General features: G+C 59.0%; 17 protein-coding genes and 2 pseudogenes. 9 read left to right on the top strand and 10 right to left on the bottom strand.

Translation table 11 applies throughout. From position 1 onward, the window contains the following. Positions 1-137 precede the first annotated feature (137 nt). Positions 138-380 (top strand): DUF982 domain-containing protein, encoded by a 243-nt coding sequence (locus tag P3R82_RS09570; RefSeq protein ID WP_111563934.1) that lies wholly within the window; start codon positions 138-140, stop codon positions 378-380. Positions 381-891: 511 nt separating this feature from the next. Here the strand turns inward: P3R82_RS09570 and P3R82_RS09565 are convergent. After that, positions 892-1242 (bottom strand): RT0821/Lpp0805 family surface protein, encoded by a 351-nt coding sequence (locus P3R82_RS09565; protein WP_111563935.1) that lies wholly within the window; start codon positions 1240-1242, stop codon positions 892-894. 999 nt (positions 1243-2241) lie between these two features. On the opposite strand from P3R82_RS09565, the gene P3R82_RS09560 reads away from it, so the two are divergent. Continuing rightward, the gene (locus tag P3R82_RS09560; protein ID WP_111563937.1) at positions 2242-2526 is read left to right on the top strand and encodes a hypothetical protein; all 285 of its coding nucleotides are present in this window, start codon (positions 2242-2244) and stop codon (positions 2524-2526) included. Between the two features lie 73 nt (positions 2527-2599). Here P3R82_RS09560 and P3R82_RS09555 read toward each other — a convergent pair whose 3' ends face one another. After that, positions 2600-2848 carry a hypothetical protein gene (locus tag P3R82_RS09555; protein WP_112950591.1) on the bottom strand — a complete coding sequence of 83 codons (249 nt, stop codon included), beginning with the start codon at positions 2846-2848 and terminating at the stop codon, positions 2600-2602. A 277-nt stretch (positions 2849-3125) separates the two neighbouring features. Here P3R82_RS09555 and P3R82_RS09550 point away from each other — a divergent pair, with 277 nt between their 5' ends. Continuing rightward, a complete protein-coding gene (locus tag P3R82_RS09550; protein WP_112980671.1) occupies positions 3126-3380 on the top strand; it encodes a hypothetical protein in 255 nt (84 codons plus the stop codon). Positions 3381-4181: 801 nt separating this feature from the next. Here P3R82_RS09550 and P3R82_RS09545 read toward each other — a convergent pair. Further along, the gene (locus P3R82_RS09545; RefSeq protein ID WP_181459301.1) at positions 4182-4409 is read right to left on the bottom strand and encodes a hypothetical protein; all 228 of its coding nucleotides are present in this window, start codon (positions 4407-4409) and stop codon (positions 4182-4184) included. Positions 4410-5045: 636 nt separating this feature from the next. Here P3R82_RS09545 and P3R82_RS09540 point away from each other — a divergent pair. From P3R82_RS09540 to P3R82_RS30280, 3 genes are all read left to right on the top strand, one after another. Next, positions 5046-6422, top strand: coding sequence for a PLP-dependent aminotransferase family protein (locus tag P3R82_RS09540; RefSeq protein ID WP_112436071.1), 1377 nt, complete (start codon positions 5046-5048; stop codon positions 6420-6422). Between the two features lie 328 nt (positions 6423-6750). Then, positions 6751-7200 carry a DUF72 domain-containing protein gene (locus tag P3R82_RS09535; RefSeq protein WP_349294056.1) on the top strand — a complete coding sequence of 150 codons (450 nt, stop codon included), beginning with the start codon at positions 6751-6753 and terminating at the stop codon, positions 7198-7200. After that, complete coding sequence (locus P3R82_RS30280; protein WP_349294055.1) at positions 7170-7442, top strand: DUF72 domain-containing protein; 273 nt, start codon at positions 7170-7172, stop codon at positions 7440-7442. The genes P3R82_RS09535 and P3R82_RS30280 overlap by 31 nt, the downstream gene beginning before the upstream one ends. 192 nt (positions 7443-7634) lie before the next feature. Here P3R82_RS30280 and P3R82_RS09530 read toward each other — a convergent pair whose 3' ends face one another. Beyond that, a complete protein-coding gene (locus tag P3R82_RS09530) occupies positions 7635-8252 on the bottom strand; it encodes an outer membrane protein (RefSeq protein ID WP_112436021.1) in 618 nt (205 codons plus the stop codon). A 517-nt stretch (positions 8253-8769) separates the two neighbouring features. Here P3R82_RS09530 and P3R82_RS09525 point away from each other — a divergent pair. Next, a complete protein-coding gene (locus P3R82_RS09525) occupies positions 8770-9177 on the top strand; it encodes a hypothetical protein (RefSeq protein WP_112436020.1) in 408 nt (135 codons plus the stop codon). 142 nt (positions 9178-9319) lie between these two features. Here P3R82_RS09525 and P3R82_RS09520 read toward each other — a convergent pair whose 3' ends face one another. Continuing rightward, positions 9320-9628, bottom strand: coding sequence for a hypothetical protein (locus tag P3R82_RS09520; RefSeq protein WP_112436019.1), 309 nt, complete (start codon positions 9626-9628; stop codon positions 9320-9322). A 1197-nt stretch (positions 9629-10825) separates the two neighbouring features. Between P3R82_RS09520 and P3R82_RS09515 the strand changes: the two genes are divergently transcribed. Next, positions 10826-11146, top strand: a complete 321-nt coding sequence (locus P3R82_RS09515) for a hypothetical protein (protein ID WP_162718085.1) — start codon at positions 10826-10828, stop codon at positions 11144-11146. 1706 nt (positions 11147-12852) lie between these two features. Here the strand turns inward: P3R82_RS09515 and P3R82_RS09510 are convergent. The 3 genes and pseudogenes from P3R82_RS09510 to P3R82_RS09500 all read right to left on the bottom strand — a co-directional run. Continuing rightward, positions 12853-13055, bottom strand: a pseudogene (locus P3R82_RS09510) (transposase); the annotation flags it as partial. 347 nt (positions 13056-13402) lie between these two features. After that, positions 13403-13675, bottom strand: a complete 273-nt coding sequence (locus P3R82_RS09505; RefSeq protein ID WP_112436017.1) for a hypothetical protein — start codon at positions 13673-13675, stop codon at positions 13403-13405. A gap of 2912 nt (positions 13676-16587) precedes the next feature. Next, positions 16588-17535, bottom strand: a complete 948-nt coding sequence (locus P3R82_RS09500; RefSeq protein WP_112436015.1) for a LysR family transcriptional regulator — start codon at positions 17533-17535, stop codon at positions 16588-16590. 62 nt (positions 17536-17597) lie between these two features. Here P3R82_RS09500 and P3R82_RS09495 point away from each other — a divergent pair, with 62 nt between their 5' ends. Continuing rightward, positions 17598-18521 (top strand): SDR family NAD(P)-dependent oxidoreductase, encoded by a 924-nt coding sequence (locus P3R82_RS09495; protein ID WP_112436014.1) that lies wholly within the window; start codon positions 17598-17600, stop codon positions 18519-18521. Positions 18522-18590: 69 nt separating this feature from the next. On the opposite strand, the gene P3R82_RS09490 is transcribed toward P3R82_RS09495, so the two are convergent. Further along, complete coding sequence (locus tag P3R82_RS09490) at positions 18591-19037, bottom strand: carboxymuconolactone decarboxylase family protein (RefSeq protein WP_112436013.1); 447 nt, start codon at positions 19035-19037, stop codon at positions 18591-18593. A 94-nt stretch (positions 19038-19131) separates the two neighbouring features. Next, positions 19132-19473: pseudogene (locus tag P3R82_RS09485) on the bottom strand (cupin domain-containing protein); the annotation flags it as partial. Positions 19474-19552 lie beyond the last annotated feature (79 nt).

Genomic DNA, 19552 nt, shown 5'->3' with positions numbered 1-19552 from the left:
GATGAGGACAAGACCCGGAAGCCTCTGGAGGAGACCTCCGTCCGGGACCGTACCAACACGAACTCGATGCTTTTCTAGACCGCTCCGCTCCCTAAATAAAGTTGCATACGAATGTTCAGCGTCGCGAGGAGGATAGGATGCCGAATAATGCTTGGAATGCACCAGTTGCCGTCGATTTCCCGCACCAAGAGCGGAAGATAGTTGGCGGTCCGTTTGAAGCCATGACGTGCCTTATCGACCGATGGCCCAATATGAGTGGTCTCAAGTTTCTGCGCGCCCGCATGGCATGCAAGGCTGCTCTGGACGGCCGCATGAGCGCGGATGCCGCCCGCGTGATTTTCGTGGAAGCCGTCGGCGAGGCGGGTGGCAAAGCGCACTGAACCTACCGTTCCCGTGGTCCACGCCATCTTGATGGATCTTCAAAGGTGAGAGTCCGCTGGTTTCGTGAAGAAAATGGCGGACTTTTCGATATCAAATCCACCGAGCGCGGCCCCGTCCCGATCCCCATGACACCTTGACGCAGAACGAGTGAGAAAAAAGCGACCTGTGGCGTCCAGGGCGCTTCAGCTCTCGGGAGTTGCAGCTGGTGCGGAGGCAGCGCCGGTTGACACGAAATCTTCAGACGGGATTGTATTTGCCCAGTCGCGGGACGAAATATGCCGCGGCACGATCGCGGACGGCGATAGGAAGAATTTTCGCCTTCCAGGAAATCGCGCGGCGCTGGCTTTTTCCGGCGCAGTCTATTCGCTCCGCCGAAGCGACCTCAAATAAACAGGGCGGGTGTATCGGGAAGTGGTGATGAGGTCGCCGGCGGCTTTCGAGCTTATCGCGTGATCGGTTGCGTGAGCCGGGTACCCTCCGCCCATGTCTTCTACAAGGCGGGAAACCCGACTAGCCATTGATTTTCCAATGGTTGTTACCCGAGGGGCAGGCGATGCCGTCCAACGTTGAGCTTCCGGTGATCGTCTGATGCGTGCTGATGAATTGCCTGCAGCCTTGCCCCCCATCCAGGACAGGTCCCACTTGCTGAATGACGCCAGCGCTGCCAGTTGAAGGGTTCGCCCAGGCCAAGGGGCGCAAGCCAGCGTCGGAACGTCCAACCGTCTCGGCGATCACCGCTTGATCAGTTTGGCGCGGGGCTTGGGGCTGCGTCGTGGAGGCCGTGACAAGAGGCTCGGTCGTCGAGCAAGCGCTCACCAAGAGGAGAACCGGAAAACTCAGGCAGCGCCAAACTCTAAGCATGCATTTTCCATTTCACATCACACTGCTGGCCACCATAGCGGCCTAGCCATTACCTAACGGTTACCGACCCGTAAATGTCCGCGCGCCAAAAGAAAAACATTCAAGGATCGAAAGTATGCCCTCCGCCGGAGAGCAGGTCGACATCATGGTGACCAGGGTGAGTGCCACCGTGGTTCCGACCCCTCGCTAACATTGCCATGAGAGATCGGCGCCGTCCACAAGGTGATCGACGGCCAATCCTCCTCTGAAAGCGTCTTGCTTGCCGCGCGCAAAGCCTCGCGAACCTTGATACCTCGAAATCCTTCGGCATGGAGCCGGTGGCGGGACGCGGCTAAGCCGCGGGCGGCGTCAGGAGCCTCTCGGAAAAACCCTTTTATCGCGTTCCACTGAATACCTTGGCGAGGCCATGGGTTGCCCTTGGCCACCGCGCATTCCTCATTGACGCGTGGCGAAGTCGACATCGTCCCACCGACCCGGGACCCGCTTTTCAGCGACCAAGGTCGGGTTCCCGAATGGCCTCGATCAAGACGAGGGTACGCTTTCGTACGGCGACCTATCTTCGTCTTCGGCGTTTCCTTTATAGGAGGATGTCATTATGACCCAAGATCAGCCCAAACGCCGAAGGTCGTTGAGCCAGGCCCAGCGGGTGGAGGCGCGCGACAGAACCGATGAAGTCGCACGGGAGACAATCGAGGAAGAGCGTCGCCGACGTGAAGCTAAGACCTGGCGCCTTCGGGCAGCGCGGATGCAAGCGCAAGAGCGCCAAGATGGCACGGCGACCGAGACTGGAAACCGCACCTCGCCGTGAGGCCCGCCTTTCACGGTTTCGACGAGACGAAACTTGAAGTCCGGAGGGTTCGCGCTAAATCCCCCATTGAATTGTTTCCGACGATCTTCACGGAGGTCAGGAGGTCGTCGTTGAGGCAGGGGAAGGTCGGGCGCGAGAGATCCGCCCGACCTTGCCATTTTCGAAACAAGCGCTTCCAGAAAGCCTGGAGAATGTCCGAAGATCTCAAACCATCCTTGATGACACCGCGGGAGATCACCGCTGTCCTAGTTAGATTCGGGAAATTGTTGGATGGGTTCGCGTTGCAACTTCCGACTGATAAGAATTTGCTCGCCAAGCTGGTCAGGGACGCCGCCGCCGCCATCAAGGAACTTGCGCACGACGTGGGTAGCGGCGATCCGGATATCGCGGTCGAAATCGTGAAATCGGCCGCGCGCTTGGTCGCCGCGATACGCGAGCAAGTCACGAAATCTCCCCCAGGCGTGACTATCCATTGATGGTTGTCCAAGCCATGGATCGGTCCGGGTCGGTGGCCCCCGGTAACATCAAGGGGTCAATTTCCACCTCCGTCTAACGACCGATCAGATCGCTGTCACGAGTACCACTCGCGAGGTCGTGCAGCGCCTGCGTGTCCTCCGGATCATATTCCGCGGACATGATAACGGTCAAAAACGCCGCCCGTGCTATGTCTTTCTTGGAGGCATTGGGGTGCCTTTCCTTGACCGCTTCAATCAACGCTTTTGGCTTCATACCGGGGACCGCCAATTTTCTGATCGTCTCGGCCACAAACTCTGTTTCTCGAAGCTTCTTCTCGCGCATCCTGTCTCCCTAGGTTACGGGGTGATACTAGGGGAAGGTCATGTGAGATTTTTGACGCCCCATTCGCTAGCCGATGGGCATGGCCGCATGGCGGTCCTTCTCGGTCTTGCCGGTGCCATGTTCGATCGCCACTTATGGAGGCAGGGCCGCCACGTCCGGGAATTGCCTAAACCAGAAAAGATCATCGGCACGGGTGAGGCATCGCGACCCAGATTGGTTCGCAGCGTCCGAGAGGATTGCCCTGACGCTCATGCCGCGAGACAAAAAAAGGAGCACCATGCCATTTAAACCACGCAGCGGCGACGTTTGCCTGTTTGAAAATGAAAAAGCCGGACACGAGGACGCACCTGACCACCGGGGTTATTTCGTGGCGCACCGCGACATCAAGGCGGGAGAGAAAATCCAGTTCGTGTTATGGTCCGGGCGAAAGGGCAGCGCTCGGTCGTTCGGCGGAAGGATCGACGAACCGTCCTCGACCATCCGCTCAAAAGCTGTTCCAACCGACCTGTTCGGCAACCCCGTCTCGGAATGAAGCCTCGGGACGATCAGACGGCGGTCGTGGCGATGAGAACCGCTTACGGACGTCTTCGGGATGGCCTGGCGATTCCGCGAGGACGCAGTGACCGCGCGGCTCGGTCAGGGCGATTAGGCGCTCCTTGATGCTCCTCATAGTGACAAGAGACAACGAACGCCTGGGCGTGCGTGCGCCATCGGGTCTCGCGCGGGTTAACCCCGACGCCGCGACCGGAAGCTGCGATACGATCTGTTTCGAGGATCCGTTCACGCGGGACCTGTCATGCCGCGCTCGCCCCGGCGCTAGCAGACCTGGTTCCTCGGTTTTCCGACTTGATCCGTCCTAGGGCAGGTGGCTTTGGCGTGGTAACCAACGAACCTAGTTCAGGAAATGAGCACTCGTTGCCTGAGCGGGGACAACAATCCCCGAGTACAGCACCGCGACACCTTCCGGGCCACGAAGGGCCTTGCCGTAAGCGGCAAACAAGCGGAAATCTCCGTCGTCCCCCTGGACGCGGTAGTGTCTTGTTGCGGGATGTCCGCGATAATTGCATCGATGATTACTTGCGCCAACTGGGGTCGGTCGTCCGGGTGCACTCGAGACAGGTATTCCTTAAGTGGAAGCCCTCGTTTGGTTTGACGCGGATCCAGGCCAAAAAGTTCCGAGGCCGAACGTGGGACAAACGTGACATCGGATGGCGGAACTATATTTGCCAGATGCAAACCCTAAATCGGGTACCAGGGCTCGCCCGCCTGGCGGGATCAAGCAGGCACGGCGGCTTCGACATTTTCCGCCAGACAACGCCTGTCCGCCACGCGCTCAGGGATAACTCAGATCCAGACCGAGCATGTTGCTCAAGACGAACGCGAAGAGCACCACGGTCAGGAGCGTCAATAGGAATGCGCCAGCAACCTTTCCGCCCATGCGCAGCAGAGCCCGCGTCCCGCCTTTCTCGCCCTGGTCGTAATGCCATTTGATTGCATAATACATTGCCACGCCCAGCGCGAGCGCCTTGAAGGTTCCAAGGGCTATGGGTATCCACTCCATGATCAAGACTCCTTGCGCTCGCGCGTCCTGGCTTCATCCGCGGACGCCGAAAACTTCCAGCTGGGCTTTCGTGTAACGACGAACGGCCCTATCGCGGCGACCGTGGGCGCATCGTCGCGGTCAGGGGTCGCGCGTTCCGGCGCTTCCTTGGCGCGTGAAAGCCAAACCTTCAGCAGTCGCAAGGGCAGGATGCATGCGACAAATACAGGGGGTAGGGCGACGAGAAGGTGGGTCCACGGGGACGGCGCGTAAACGACCTGGATACGCAACGCCAGCGCCGCCGCGGCCCAGGCCGATGAAGCAGTAAACACACAGCGTCAAATGATCCCATGGCTGGGTGGATGCCCGCTCGTTCATCGGCGATATCGGCGACCGTTCATAACTCATGGCTCGACTTCCACTTATTGATGGGATGCTGCTTACATACATTCTCCGATCAAAATCGCATATTATCCAAATTGTCGCAGCTCGTTGAACGGGGAGCGATGTTCGGCCGATCAAAACGAAAATCCCGCCAGCTCGCCCTAAAATTGGCCAAAGGCGGGTGCCCGAACGCGCGTCCCCGGTAGTTCGCTTGACAAGGCTTTCCATCTTAGATCCATATATTACGGAATTGATTGGATCACGATGGAACCGATGGCAAAAACGACATGGGCACCGCGGCTAGACAACAGCGGGGGACCGATTTACCTCGCGATCGCCGACGCGCTCGCGGCTGACATCGCCAGTGGACGTCTCGCGCGAGGCGATCGTCTTCCAACACAACGCAAGCTCGCCGATGACCTCGCCATCGACTTCACGACGGTTAGTCGGGCATACGCGGAAGCTCGCGGCCGCGGCTTGATCGAAGGACGGGTTGGTCAGGGAACCTATGTCACGGCAGGCCGGAGCCTTGCATCGCGCGCCGAACCTTCGGGTCTGGTCGACATGACCATGAACCTGCCACCTCGTTTCGCCAACAGCTCCATCGAGCAGCGTATGTGGGAGGCGGTTGGCGACCTACGGGATCGTGGACTCGATTTGCTGATGCGCTACCAAGAGCCCGGAGGCATCATCGACGATCGAGCCACCGCTGCCTCCTGGCTCTCGCGCAGGCTGCCTGATGTCACTCGTGATCGCGTCCTCGTCACGGCGGGCGCTCAAGGAGCTCTCCATGCGGTTCTGAGTGTTCTCGTGGAACCGGGTGACACGGTTTGCGTGGAGCATTTGACGTATCCAGGTTTCCGCGCCGTCGCGTCACACCTTAGGCTCAAGCTCGCTCCGTTGGAGATGGACAATCATGGACTTATCCCGGAAGCGTTCGCGAGAGCATGCAAGGCAATGAAGCCGAAGGCATTGTATTGCATGCCGACCCTGCACAACCCGACCACACGCACGATGCCCCTGGCGCGCCGCCGAGAGCTGGTCGAGTTGGCGCGAGTAAACGATGTTCCGATTATCGAGGATGATGCCTACGGTTTCCTGGCTCCCGACGCGCCAACACCGCTCGCCGTGCTCGCGCCGGACAGCGTCTACCACCTCGCGAGCCTGTCCAAGTGCCTGTCTCCCGCCTTGCGCGTTGCATACATCGCGGTACCTGAGGGGCGAGCCCATAGGGTCACCAACGCCATCCGCGCATCCGCCTCCCTGGTCTCGCCTCTCACGAGCGCAACGGCTTCTAGATGGATAGAGACCGGCCTGGCGGATACCGCGCGCAAGGAAATCATGCGGGAAACCGCCGCGAGGCTACGCGTCTTGCCTGAAACGTTATCCACCTTTGCCGAGACTTCCCCTCGAGGTTTCCATGTCTGGCTAAACGTGCCGGAGCCCTGGAACAGGGGTGAACTGGTCTCGAGATTGCGTTCGGTTGGGATTGGCGTCGTGGCCAGTGACGCGTTCGCGGTGGTGGACGCTCCAGAGGCCATTCGGCTTGGCCTAGGCGCGCCCGCCACCATCGAGGAATTGCGACGGAGCATGACAGTCCTCGCGGACCTCCTGTCCCAGCAGCCGGCCATTTCCATGACGGTGGTATGATCCAAAGGTCGTCGCGGTCATGGCTGGAGCGCGCGTCGATTTCAAGCTGCGCCCACGCGGACGACATTGCAGCGTTAACGTCGCGCGCGGGATAGCTCATCCACCACCCAAACCTAGCGACGTCGGTTAGCCGACGCTGACGCGATATCCCGTTTCCTTCCCCGTGTTGGGAAGAGCTGCTTGCCACGGGATCAGCTCACGCTGATCTCGGAATCAATTTTTCCTAGACGTTCCTCGCTTTAGGGCCAGGGACCTGGGTGGATTGCGGAACCTTGAAATCATCCTCGTCGTTTCAGTCTGGTGATTGCGAGCTAGAGAGGAGCACGATTTGCCGATCATCGCCACAGCGGGCTGGTCCATTCCCAAAAATGTCGCTGGCAGCTTCGAAACGGAAGGAAGCAATCTCACTCGATACGCCTCGGTCTTCAACGGTGTCGAGATCAACTCAACCTTCCATCGCAGGCACAGGAAATCGACCTTCGCGCGATGGGCCGCCGCCGTTCCGGCCCGCTTCAGGTTCGCGGTCAAGATGCCCAAGACGATCACCCACACCCACGCGCTGAAAGACGTCGCCAAGCCGTTCAGGACCTTTCTTGAGGATATCGCGCCGCTCGGGGAAAAACGCGGGCCGCTCCTTTGCCAACTGCCGCCATCGCTGCCGTTTGATGCTGGTGTTCTTGATAGCGCGTTCCAGGCAATCCGGGATTGCTGTGACGGGCCGATCGTCATCGAGGCCAGGCACAAGAGTTGGGCGCGGCCGAGGCACTGGAGCTATTGAAGGCCTATGCGGTTGATCGGGTTTTCGCCGATCCCGCCCTGGTCTGGGAGGCGGGGGAATTCGAAGGGGCGCCGAGATACTTGCGCCTGCACGGCAAGCCAAAAACCTACTATTCCAACTATACAGCGAACGAGATTAGGTCATTCTCGGGCATGGTGGCGTCGGACGGCTGGTGCGTGTTCGACAACACGGCCTCGGGAGCGGCGATCGAGAACGCGCTCACCATGCTTGGTGACCCGTGAAGTTCCAAGCCAATCCGCATCGGTTCCCAACAAATTGGTGGATGCTGGGAGGGAGCCCCGAGACCGGCGCATGACAAGGCGATGTCGCGTCATCGGAAAGAAAGACTGGCGCCACCACGACGGCACCCTTGAATTTACGAGCCGCGAACAAAAAGCCCTGCGGAAGCGGGGCTTTATGTCGCCATGGGAGTTTTAGAACTTCACGCCGAGGCCTATCTTGACCACATGCTGATCGGCATCGACATCGAAACCAAGCAGATCCTTGCTGCCGTAGTCATTGTACCGATACTCCACGCGGCCAAAGACGTTGTTCGTGAACGCGTAGTCCAAACCCGCGCCGACGGTGTAACCGTTGAATGTCTTCGTTTCCTTGTCAAAGCCAGGAACGTCCACGAATCCACGCGTCGCGGTCCACCCAGCGGCGCCATAAATCAGCGCATTATCAAATGCATAGCCAACACGGGCACGCACGGCGCCAGACCAATCGCTCCCGACATTGGCGCCCAGGAAGTCCTTGTCGTTCCAGTTGTATTCAACATTGCCCTCGACGCCCAAGACGATGCTATTGTCGAGCTGCCAGTTGTAGCCGACGAACCCGCCGAACATGCCGCCGTTAAAGTCTTCCGAATCCGATAGCCCGCCGGCGGAGAAATCACCGTTCAACCAACCGGCACCGCCGTCGATACCGAAATAAGGACCGCTCCAAGTGAAGGGTGGGGCGGTTGCGACAGGCTGCTCAACCAAATCCGCCGCGAAAGCCGTGGTGCCCGAGGCAAGAACGAGCATGGCCGCGACAAGGAACTTCTTCATGACGCTTCCCCTACTAAACACTGCGCTAAACCTAAGGTATTTCGAGGCGAATGTCTGTAGCGACAATGCAACAGTGAGTAGAGCAAGATGCCGAAGACACGCTCCCGTTAATCGCTATTCCGGCATGAGCCAGGGAAAGCGGCGACAACGGCAACGCCGCGCCGTTAGCCAAGGGGAAGTAGCCCTGTGGCCGCCCCTGGCAAAAGCTGGACGAAGTATCGATCGTCAAGCGTGATCGTCCGTCTTACCCGCCGCGCCAGCTCGATCAGGCCAAGGCACCATATCTCGCAGCAGCCTCTCCAACAGCTACCTTCGAACTTCTCACTAATCCGATCGCCGGAAACTGCTCGCCAAGCGATTACTACACGTGGGCCTTCAACCAACCCATCACCTCGCCACTCTCCGCTCGAAGGCAGCATGCACTTCCCATGCGCGCAGAGCGAATGGAACAAAAGCGAGCCCAGCGACGTAATCCGTCATTGGAAGCGCCGGCCAACCGTTCGCAGGGAGCAACATCATGCCAATCAAGAAAGAACACCGAACCCTTACCGACCACGCGGCTAAGATTGGTGAACCCGTACCTCGCGGCATAGTCGACACGAGCACGGCCGAAGTTGGGGTTCCGATTGAGCCAGGTTTCGACGCGAAAGACGAGATTGGACAACTCCGGCGGCAGGTGGAAGCGTTGCATGAACAGGTTTTCAATCTCGCTGGCACAATGAAGAGCGGCGCTCGCCACGTTGCCCGCCGGACGGAAGCGACGGTCAAGCTTCACCCTCTCTCAACGCTGATCGCGATCGCCGCCATCGTGGGCACCGTCGCTTTCACGGTCGCTGGCGCGAAGTCCTTGCCGAAACGTTCGCGATACGACAAAACGTTGGACGAATTACGCGATGCCTATGGCCGGATGCGCGAGAGATTTTAACGCGCCATCATGGATGGGTCGCACAAGAAGTCCCAAGTACGGAGTTCGTCATCCGTTTCGCGGTGGCTAACTGTGGAAACGGCTGAAGCGCGAATTGAAAAGCCGCCATCTTTACGATGACGGCTTTTTCGCCGGTGGCGGCTCAGTTATTGTGGGCCGCGCAAGCTTCGTCTTCTGGCGTGGCGTTGCTCTTGCCACCCTGGGTTTGAAGTTTGCCGGTTCCAGCGCTGCTCGCCGGATTGGCGCACTTCGTTTTGTCCATCTTCATTGTGCTTCCAGTGGACGTTTTATCGACTGCCTTTGGTTTCTTCATGTCAGTGTTGGCGCCGCCACCGGTATCACCGTGGTTCTTGTCCATCGTCGATCCAGCCGGCGCTGGGTTGGACTGAGCGAAAGCCGCCGTTGACATGCCAGCCACGAGGATTGCCGCGGCGATCATCTTCATACGCATTGTGTTTCCTCCTCAGGATTCTGCGCTATTGACCGCGGCATAACAACGGCTCGGTCACGTTGTTCCACGCTCGAAGGGAAAATCTGCTCCCCGACCGGTTGATATCCAAGACGCCCTCGGGCGGAACAGGCAAGATGATGGGACACCCGCCGCGATTAGTGGCCAAAGAAACCACGTTGGCCGCACGTCACTTGTTTAAGCGGTCGCTACCTAAAAGGAGCCTTTACGATCCCGGTTCCTAGACTATCCGAAAGACAACAAGGTGGCGTCGGGACCGCCTCCATCACAATGAACCGCGAGCTCAAGCTGATCACTCGAGGAGAGCCACGTTGATAGCTCATGGGCATCAAAATCAATTCCATCCGAGCCGCTCCTGATTAAACTTGGCGGTCTTGCCCGCCGATCGCTTGAGCGCTCGCTCTCAATTCAATTTCGCGAATGACCACCGCCCGCGGTGGCGACGCGGCGGGAGATCCTCGTGCTTTCAAAAAAAGAACCCCGCTTCAAGCGGGGTCAGGGGTGCTGCCCGGAGCAGCGGACGGATTGATCCTAGCACTGTCTCACTCCGCTTCAAGGACTTTTCGAATACCCGATGGCTTTCGCTATTAAAGCGTGGATTTTGGAGCCAATGAAACGCACCATGCCGCTGGTCCCCGAATTTCATCAAAGGGTGAGGCGCCGGCTACCCGCTCCAATTCCCTGACCGCGAATTGTCAGCGGCGAGTGAGTTCCAACATCATCGGCGATGCGCCTCATCAACATGTCCGCCATTTTTATCGCGGGGTTTGCGATCACCGGAGTGTCGCCGCGGATAAATTGAAGGCGAGGGGTGTGGAGAGCCGGGAGAGTTACAGGGGCTCGAGGCCCTCCACGTGTCGGGAAGTGTTGAGGACTATCTCGACGGCAGCGAAACATTAAGTACGTCGAAATGTTAGGCCCGGAAATTCCACCGGCAACGGTTATTAGCGGCCGGACGAAATTGACGGGTGTCGACGTCGAATAGGCGGACCCGCAAGAGAACACGTTTGACCAATACGATGCTCGTCCTTGATGGCTAGCATCGCGATCGGGAGGCTCGGCGCGATGACCCGTCGCCCTGACCCGGCGCCCTCACCCGGCGCCCCCCCAGTAATGGTTCATGTTCCGTTCATGACGCAAGGTCCATGGTCCTAACATTACCAGTGGAAAGGCATAACCATGGATAGAAAAATTTCGCGTATCGGCACTGCCTTGGTTGCGGTTGTCATGGCCGCATCTAGCTTCGGCTTAGCTTCGGCCGCCCCGCTCTCGGCTCGCCACACGCATGTGACATCGGGGATGGAACTTGTCCAGTATCGCGACGATCACCGGCGTGACTGGCGACGCGACCATCACCCTCGAGATCGCTACGAGCGCCGATACGACCGAAGGGGCTACTGGAACGGCCACAGAGGCTATCGCGAGTACCGCAAGGGCTATCGTCGACATAGTGACGGATATTATTATCCGCGGTCGGTGTTCCAGCTTTACATCCGATAGACGGCTTTGAAGTTGATGACGAGGCCCCGTCATGAATGGCGGGGCTTTTTCCTTGGGTCAGTTCGGTCCAAAGCGGCTAAAGTGAAAGCGCTGATGATAGTGGCGATCCTCGCCGGGACATCCTTCACCGTCACCACTATCTGCTACGCACGTCACGAGCCCACCGGCCGAGCGGTTTGGTGGAGACCTTGACACTCGGGTCTCCCACCCCACGCCCTTCGGTAGCAAGCCAGGCCTACTGGTGCTCGTTTGCTATTTTTTTCGTTTCGCCCACCAAACGTGTCTCGGGATTCCCGCTGGTGAGTGCTTGCCCATTACGCGTTACCCGGGGGATGGAAGTGAACGCAAGCCTCGGCGGTCGATCGTGTGAGACGCCAAGGCGCCTCATGCGTATCGCTCGGCAATCAGAAGCAATTTATTCGTGCGGTCGCTGTCGAAGTTATTGGTGACAAGAATTCGACCTCCTCGCGAGGCCGAATTCTCTCTTTGCCGCATGTCCCAGGAAGTGGACGGTGGCGCATCTAGTCGATCGGGTGTCATCGGTCAAGCATGCCATGAGGGATATCAGTGCAAGCCGACCACTTCTCTGACCTCTTCTGTGGGGCAGCCCCTCCGAGAGATGAAAGGTGCTGGCTGAAAGACGGATGAGGAACCCGTAAGCCGGTCATCGCGTGCTTGCTTGGATTGGCGACGGTGTCGAGCCAGTGCCAGAACTGGGCGTTCATGTCGTCGAGGCTGCCACCAACGAGATCCTCGTGAACATGCCGAAAAGGCCGCTCGACCTTGCCTTTTGCCCTGGCTCGGAGGCTTTGCACGCGTTGGGATGAAATCCATAATCGCGAACCACGTCAATGAGAGCAGGGCTGTGGATAATGTCCTGCGTTTGACCCTCGCCGACAACAGCGGTCTTCATTCGGTCGTGGAGCACCTCCCGCGGCGCACCTCGGAAGCTGCGATGTAACAACGTACGACGGTCGGCAGGCCCTGGTCCATGACGAAACAAGCGCGGATCACAGGCGTCTTTTTAGAAACGTGGTGCTCCACGAGAATATCTCAAGGTCATCGGATACATCCGTGGAGATCCAGCCCGATAGGCGGCCTTCATGGAAATTCGTCCAGGTCGTGGCCTCTTCACTTGCCATCCTCGGCACGGTTAACCTTGGGCCATGGGGTGCTGACAGTCTTCCGCCGCCGAGTGCGAGAGAGCCGTCGCGTTGTGGCCGCCGGTGCCGCGACGTCGGGGGCTTGAGATCGAGGTCTCTCTTTTCCAAAAAGGCTCGACCCGCTCTTCGCCAAGCGGTGGCTCCATGACGCTGCCCGCGAGCGTCACTCCATCCCCGCAGTCCACGACCGGTCTCAGGCTGCCGGCGGGCGGGCGAACATACAAGCGCCCCGTCATGGTGCCGACGGCGTCATGCGAGATCCAGCGCGGAATGAGGTAACCCTCGATTGTATATGCAACCCTTCGCGGAACTGATAGGCCCGACCCACATCATCTCGCCGGCAATAAAGTGCACGATCACGCCGAGCGAAACGACGCCATCGAAATCGTCAAGCGCGACGGCTAAAAAGAAACCCCGCGCGGGGCGGGGTGAATTGGAGAGAGGGTAGCCGCGCGGGCATGGGGTATAACTGCGGCTGTCGATGAACTCCCCGCGCGCCAGAATGTTCCCTGTCAACTCAGCGCCGCGCCATGGCCGCCGCCTGGCCAGCAGCTTCTTAAGCTTGGCGGTCTCGTCTTCCAAAGCCTTCAGCTTGCGGGCATTGGAAATCTCCATGCCACCGAACTTCGCCTTGTATTTGTAGAAAGCCTCTTCGGATATCCCGTGCTTGCGCCCGTCCTCGGGCCGTTCTCCTGCTCTTTCAATATCCCGATGATCTGCTCATCCGTGAACCGTGAATGTTTCATGCTGTCCGCCTCCTCAGAATGACGGACTCTCCCAAGATTTGGAGGGAGTTTTGGGTCTCAGGTCATCGCCAATCGATTGGCGACGCTTCGAAAGCGCTCCAAAATAATTTCGGGTCTTCGCAAGGCGAGTAAGGTCCAACCATGGGCAACGTGGTCGATGTCGGTCATATTCGCTACACTCGTTGGGATACGAGAAAGTTGATGGCGAAGGGCTCTTTGGGAAAATCCGCTTTGCCTGTCCCTCGAGCTTCGAACTCTCGAGCTTGGAACTCTCGAGCGACAACCTATGTTAGCCGATCTAGAGAACAGGCCAATGCACGCCGATAGGTAGCAAAGGTTCTTAAGAATCAATGAAGCGTGGCGTTAGGAATGTCCAGTTCAAATTTGCCGAGAAGCAGTGTGGCCTCTTCAACGACAGCGCTCGAGGAGGGTGAGTAGTCCTCCGCGATAGCTAATTGATTCAGGTCAAGCTGGTTGGCTAATTCCTCAAGCATAGTCCATAGCTTATCCCCGTCATGCTGAGCAATGGACGCCAGTAAGTGCAGCCTTTTTGCTAGCGTTTCAAGGTGCAATTCGCGTTGTTCGATGGACATTTGTGAAAACTGGCTGATTCCAGACATCGGTTCGCTCCCTGGGGGTGCGCTGTCCGAAAACTGACCGAGAAGAGAGGTGACAACCATCCTTCGAATAGCATGTTGAAGATAGCGCAATTCACGCAAGTATCAATGCCCGCGCCTGGTGGCGCATCTTCCCTTTACTTGCAACCATCTAGCGTTCCACGGGGTGACGGCACCTGGGGCGACCCGTCTCTTTGAAATAGAATCGGCCGATTTCGCGATCTCGCGAACGAGGTGATCGCGAAGGCAATGTCGGTCGCAGATCTCGAGCAGCCTCGGCGCGGGAATCTCATATCCTTCGCGAGACAGATCGGCATCACCGATGAGATATCCGCCACCAGGTAGGACAGCGGTTATGTCGCGACCGATATCAGCAACATCGCGGAAAAACGATTTCGCCTAGCAGACGGCGACTATAACAATACGACACGAAAGAATCGTTGTCACACGTGCGCGCCGTAAACAGATTTTCGCTCCGACGCATACAAAAATGCGTGGGTCCGGCTCGTTCGTTTGCAACGGAGTGCTTCTCCGCTCCAGCTACTGGGTGGACGTAAACGAGAACGCCCCACAGCCGGACTGGAGACGGATCAGTCCATTATCTCTTTCAAATGTGGTGTGGAGAGCCGACTGAGCGTAGAGACCTTTTGGCTCTCCACTTGCCGAGCAAGACGTTGGGACACTATCTCGGGGGGCAAAATTCAGGCCGCGACGAAATGTTCCGGCAGTGAGATAGCGGGACAACCCATTTCGATTGCTCATCGCTGCATGATGACGGTTCGGGTCGCTGGACTTGGCTGCGGATGTCCAGAAAAGAGCGCCCCGGCAGCAATGATTAACCCAGTGAGTAGCAAGCCACCCACGTAAATCGCAGTGTGGTTTCGACTGTTCGTAGCCATTTTCTGACCCTTCGACCGCGTTGGCGAGGTTTCGGAATGATAAGCGGCGAAGAGCCGATCGCTTTGAGGGGAACCAGCTCTTCACCTTATCGCCATGTAATACGTCTAACTCTTCATGACGATATCCTTAAACATCGAGGACGTCGTTCTGTTCCTCGAGTTAGCGGCAGTATTTAAAGCACAAACGATAGGTCTTGGCGTTCACTGCTGAAAAGCGAATGCAGATGATGACCCTGCACCGATACGCGATTTCCGGGAGCTCGGGACGCGCTTGATGAAGCGTCTAAACCAGAAGGTTGCTCGGTGCGCTTGGCACTACTCACGCCTCGCCCCCTATTGGTACGCCCCGAACAGCGGTGGGGAGGGAGGGCTCCCCCCCTTTAACCACGCAGGCAAAGTCGGCAAAGCCAGCAGCGCGGTCGAAACGTTAAACGGAGTAGATGAAAGGGGTGTGGAGAGCCAGGAGCGCAGAGCCTCGCGGGCCCTCCACGTGCCGAGGAAGCTGCTGTAGGAGACCGTCTCGGCGGGGAAGAACAAGGATGAGCGCAATTAGTTCCGATGCACTTCCCGGGGCGGACCTAGTTCTGTTTACTCGACGTTCTTGTCCTGCCTTGCAAGGACCGAGAAAAGGCCATCGGCCCTATCGAGTTAGCCGCCCGCACCGGGAGGGGCGTCATTCTCCATGAACTCCGGATACTGAACGACCTCTTTCTCGATCGTGTCAACAGACCTTTGCGGATGGTCACGGGTGATGTGGAATGTCGATCCACTCTCATCCAAGACGTCGAACCGTTCAGGCGGAGATTTCGAAAACAGCTCTAATGCTCGTTGCGCGGCTGCTTGGGGCGTCTCGGCGTCAACTGTCACGGAAGTGCTGACCCTAAACCTCTGTTTCCGCATATCTGTCGCCTTCGCTAAATGCTTCGGTGGGGAGAACCTCGCTGGAATCTCTCCACCTTCGGCCGCTGTGCTGAGGATGGCTCTGCGATGAACCATCGCGCAACCTGTCGGTCAACGTGCGTAACGGCGCTCCGTTCCCTGGACCTAGCTGAAGTCCCGTCATTTTTGGTCGCTCAGAAATCTTCCAACGCTTTCCTCTATCTCCCCCGAAACCTCTTCGTAATAAGCTTTCCACTGCGCGGGAGCGTGTTTTTGAGATCAGATCCTATCCTGATGAACGGAGGCCCTCTCGTAGGCCAGGAAGAGCGCTTCCATGCGTTCACCCGAAGCGTGGCGAAGCTGATCTCGGAAGGCCGGCATCCGCAACATCAACTTCTTGCGGCCAAGCTCACGCTCTCTTTCCTCTTCCCTGTCCACCATCCGCGGCCCTGACCCCTATAACAATTCAACAACATGAACCTGTTGCCCGGCAGTTCGATCTCTCATTCTTAAGCGGTACAGAGCGTTGACGATGATGTCCTGGCCGCGCCCGGACCGACGTGGGGCGGCCCGACCTGATTGAGGCTGAGGGTCACGCCTGTTTCAAGCACCATTTCCTTCAGCAGCCTTAGAAGAGGATCGTACATCGGTATCGATCATCAATGGAATCTGCTTGAGGCTTCTTAGTTTCGCAAGCCCGCCGCTTCGAGGGGGCGTTAACGTCTCGCTTCATTGATCCGCTTACTCTGTATTTTCATGCAGGTGATCATCATGACCGTGCCGAGCGTCTCGGCGAGTTCTTCTGTACCCGGCCTGGAGCCTTCGTTTCGTACGATCGGCTCTAGAAACATCCAGGTGATGAGATATGGCCAAGCCACTTCCGGCCATGCGCGTAATCGTCTCCCGAACACGGGGGGGGTGTTCGAGGTCTTGGGGGGCGAGGACCGCGAGCATGGCGTTCCCCTCGGTTCGTCGACCCAGCGGCCACTTCCTCGAAAGCCAGCCAGTCGGAATGCCGGATACCGTCGATAGTCCATCGACACCGCTCGCGGGTACCGGGTACGCGATCCTGAGTGAACGTCGGGATAGAGCGCGCACAGCTTGCATGTCGAGGAACTGACGCGGCGCCGGCCGGCGTCAGGGCGTCCGACGGCTCGATCCTTCGGCTCTCAGGAAGTCGAGGAAGGCTCGCATGCCCAAACCGAGGTGGCGATGCCGCGGGTAGTACAGGCAAAGGCCAGGATAAGGTGGGGTGCAGTCGTCAAGTACCTGCCGAAGGCTTCCGTCGGCGAGTGCGTCCGCCGCCATCCACCGCGTCACATATGCTAGCCCGCCGTCGTCGAGTGCCGCGGCCAGCAGAAGTCTGGAGTGGTCGACGATGAGCTTGCCGCTCGTGGCCATGACAACGTCCTCGCCGCGGCGCTGAAACTCCCAGCGATAGATCGACCCGCCCGCCATGCGAAGCTGGATACACTGATGCAGAGCGAGATCCGAAGGGCTATCGATGGGCGGCGCGCTGGCGAGATAGGCGGGCGACGCCACCACGATGTGCTGCTGATCTGGACCGATCGGGATCGCGACCATATCGTCCGGGACGAGTTCAGCCGCCCGCACGCCACAGTCGAATCCGCCCTCGGCGATGTCGACCATTCTTCCCTCCGACCGGATTTCAAATCGCATCTCCGGCTGAAGCTTCATGAAGCGGGTCAGCAGTGGCATGAGGACTTGCTCGGCGGCGTTGGCGTCGCAGTTTATCCGCACGAGCCCCGACAGCGAGGTAGCTTGTTCGTGCAGTTCCTCGACGGCCAGACCGATCTCCGCCAGTGCTGGCATGAGCCGCTCGGCAAGTCTACGGCCCGGCTCCGTCAGCGAAACGTTTCGGGTGGACCTGTGGAAGAGCTTCACCTTGAGACGCCTCTCTAGTCCAGCGACCGCGTGGCTCAACGCGGACGCCGTCTGGCCGAGCGTCCTCGACGCGGCACGAAACCCGCCATGTTCGGCCACGGCGAGAAAGGCCGCCAGCTCGCCCGGCGGAAGCGAACCAACTGTACGAATTATCTCATCATTGCGTGTGCCGTTGGTCATCTAGTTCACGAATGCCACGCGCTTATCTTCCCGGCAAGTCGAATGTCTTAAGGAGCACGACCATGACTTCATCCATCCCGTTTGGGTTTTCGTCAACCGCCGCCGACGTTCTGGAAGGCGTGGATCTTGCAGACCGCAATATCATCGTGACCGGAGGGGCTGGCGGCATCGGTCTGGAAACGAGCCGCGCCCTGGTCGCCGCGGGCGCGGCCGTGACGATCGCGGCCCGCCGTCCGGAGGAGGCCGAGAGAGCTGTCGCCGAGTTGATGCGAACAACACCTCGGGCTCGGCTGCGCGTTCGCCGGCTCGACCTCTCCGATCTTTCTTCCGTGAGGGAATTCACAAGGAGCTGGAACGAGCCTCTGCACGTCCTCGTCAACAACGCGGGCGTGATGGCCATTCCGGAACTGCGGAGAACGGCGGAGGGACGGGAGATGCAGTTCGCCACGAACTACGTAGGCCACTTCGCGCTCGCACTCGGCCTGCGGAAGCATCTGGCCAGCGCGAACGGCGCCCGCGTCGTATCCGTCGCCTCAACTGGCAACCTGTTTGCGCCGGTGTTCTTCGACGATCCGGACTTCCGCTTCATTCCATACGATCCTCTGCTAGCCTATGGGCAGTCAAAGACGGCCTGCATTCTGATGTCCGTGGGGATAGCGAGGAATTGGGCATGCGACGGCATCACGTCGAATGCTCTCAACCCCGGAGCGATTGCGACTGGACTTCAGAAACACACCGGGGGGCTTAGAACGCCCGAGCATCTGCGCAAAACAAGAGAGCAGGGTGCGGCCACGTCGGTGTTACTTGCGGGATCGCCTCTGGTCGAGGGAATGTCAGGCAGGTATTTCGACGACTGCCAGGAATCCCCTGTCGTCGACGAGCGCGGAGCCGGGCCGTTCAAGGGCGTGGCAAGATACGCGGTCGATCCGGAGAACGCTTTCCGTCTTTGGGAGATGGCGACGCGGATGGTCTCGTCGCCGCTGTAGTTGGCGTGGCCCGCCGAACCTTTGCGGGGAGGCGGCAGGCTACCTCCTTCTCGAGTGTTCCGGGCCTGTTCAAACCTTTGCCGCCACCGGAAGACGGAACGGCGCACCAAGTCGGTTGAAGGCGTTCATCGCGGCGATGGTGATCGTCAGATCGACCAGATCCTTCGGTTCGAAAGCTGCAGCGGCAGCGGCATAAGCCTCGTCCGACGCATGGGTCTGGCTCACGTTGGTCACTTCCTCCGCCCAGGCGAGAGCGGCGCGTTCCTGGTCGTTGAAGAGGTGAGGCACCTCGTTCCACACCGGAACCAGTGTGATCTTGTCGACGGACATCGTCTTGCGCAGGTCGCGGCTGTGCATGTCGATGCAGTGGGCGCAGCCGTTGATCTGCGACACGCGCAGGAAGACCAAGTGGATCAGCTCGTCCGGCAGGTTCGTCTTGGCGGTGACGTAATGGTGGACTGCATAGAGCGCCTTGGCACCATCGGGCGCGACCTCGGACCAGTTCATGCGGGACATGTTCGTTCTCCTTTGTTGAGGACGCGGTTTTCCGTTCGCCGGAGAACCGTCGTCAGGTGATCTGTGGTTTAGCGAATGGTTTTCGGAGGACGCTCTACGGCTTGCGCGGCGTCGTCAGGACGGTGTCGTCGGTATCGACGACGAAGACGGCAAGCAGCTTCGCCGGTTCGGTCTTGCTGGCATTGGCGCTGACGTCGTGGCGATCTCCCGGCAGCTCGGTGAAGTTCTGGCCCGCGGTAAAGGTCTTGGTCTCGCCACCGTTCAGGGCGCTCTGGATCGCTCCCTCGATGACCGTGGCGTAGATCAGCGCGGACTTCGCATGCGTATGGGCGGAGCTGTAGCCTCCTGGTCCATACTCGACGAGGACACCCTTGATGCTCTTGCCGGGAACGTCGGGCAGGGGATGCTCGTAGACGAGTGTCACCTTGGCGTCCTTCGTGTCGTACGCGAGTCCGGGCTTGCGATATCATGACCGGACGCGGTGGCAAGGGAGGCCGCGAGTGCCGCGGCAGCAT

The organism is Rhizobium sp. AN80A, from assembly GCF_030053015.1.
In the GTDB taxonomy this organism is placed as follows: Bacteria; Pseudomonadota; Alphaproteobacteria; order Rhizobiales; family Rhizobiaceae; genus Rhizobium; species Rhizobium metallidurans.
The sequence above is the reverse complement of the archived record's forward strand: the minus strand, read 5'-3'. Positions and strand labels throughout refer to the sequence as shown.

Coding starts and splice junctions, on each gene's coding strand:
- P3R82_RS09570 (WP_111563934.1), top strand. CDS start 138: ATGCCGAATAATGCTTGGAATGCACCAGTTGCCGTCGATTTCCCGCAC.
- P3R82_RS09565 (WP_111563935.1), bottom strand. CDS start 1,242: ATGCTTAGAGTTTGGCGCTGCCTGAGTTTTCCGGTTCTCCTCTTGGTG.
- P3R82_RS09560 (WP_111563937.1), top strand. CDS start 2,242: ATGTCCGAAGATCTCAAACCATCCTTGATGACACCGCGGGAGATCACC.
- P3R82_RS09555 (WP_112950591.1), bottom strand. CDS start 2,848: ATGCGCGAGAAGAAGCTTCGAGAAACAGAGTTTGTGGCCGAGACGATC.
- P3R82_RS09550 (WP_112980671.1), top strand. CDS start 3,126: ATGCCATTTAAACCACGCAGCGGCGACGTTTGCCTGTTTGAAAATGAA.
- P3R82_RS09545 (WP_181459301.1), bottom strand. CDS start 4,409: ATGGAGTGGATACCCATAGCCCTTGGAACCTTCAAGGCGCTCGCGCTG.
- P3R82_RS09540 (WP_112436071.1), top strand. CDS start 5,046: ATGGCAAAAACGACATGGGCACCGCGGCTAGACAACAGCGGGGGACCG.
- P3R82_RS09530 (WP_112436021.1), bottom strand. CDS start 8,252: ATGAAGAAGTTCCTTGTCGCGGCCATGCTCGTTCTTGCCTCGGGCACC.
- P3R82_RS09525 (WP_112436020.1), top strand. CDS start 8,770: ATGCCAATCAAGAAAGAACACCGAACCCTTACCGACCACGCGGCTAAG.
- P3R82_RS09520 (WP_112436019.1), bottom strand. CDS start 9,628: ATGCGTATGAAGATGATCGCCGCGGCAATCCTCGTGGCTGGCATGTCA.
- P3R82_RS09515 (WP_162718085.1), top strand. CDS start 10,826: ATGGATAGAAAAATTTCGCGTATCGGCACTGCCTTGGTTGCGGTTGTC.
- P3R82_RS09505 (WP_112436017.1), bottom strand. CDS start 13,675: ATGTCTGGAATCAGCCAGTTTTCACAAATGTCCATCGAACAACGCGAA.
- P3R82_RS09500 (WP_112436015.1), bottom strand. CDS start 17,535: ATGACCAACGGCACACGCAATGATGAGATAATTCGTACAGTTGGTTCG.
- P3R82_RS09495 (WP_112436014.1), top strand. CDS start 17,598: ATGACTTCATCCATCCCGTTTGGGTTTTCGTCAACCGCCGCCGACGTT.
- P3R82_RS09490 (WP_112436013.1), bottom strand. CDS start 19,037: ATGTCCCGCATGAACTGGTCCGAGGTCGCGCCCGATGGTGCCAAGGCG.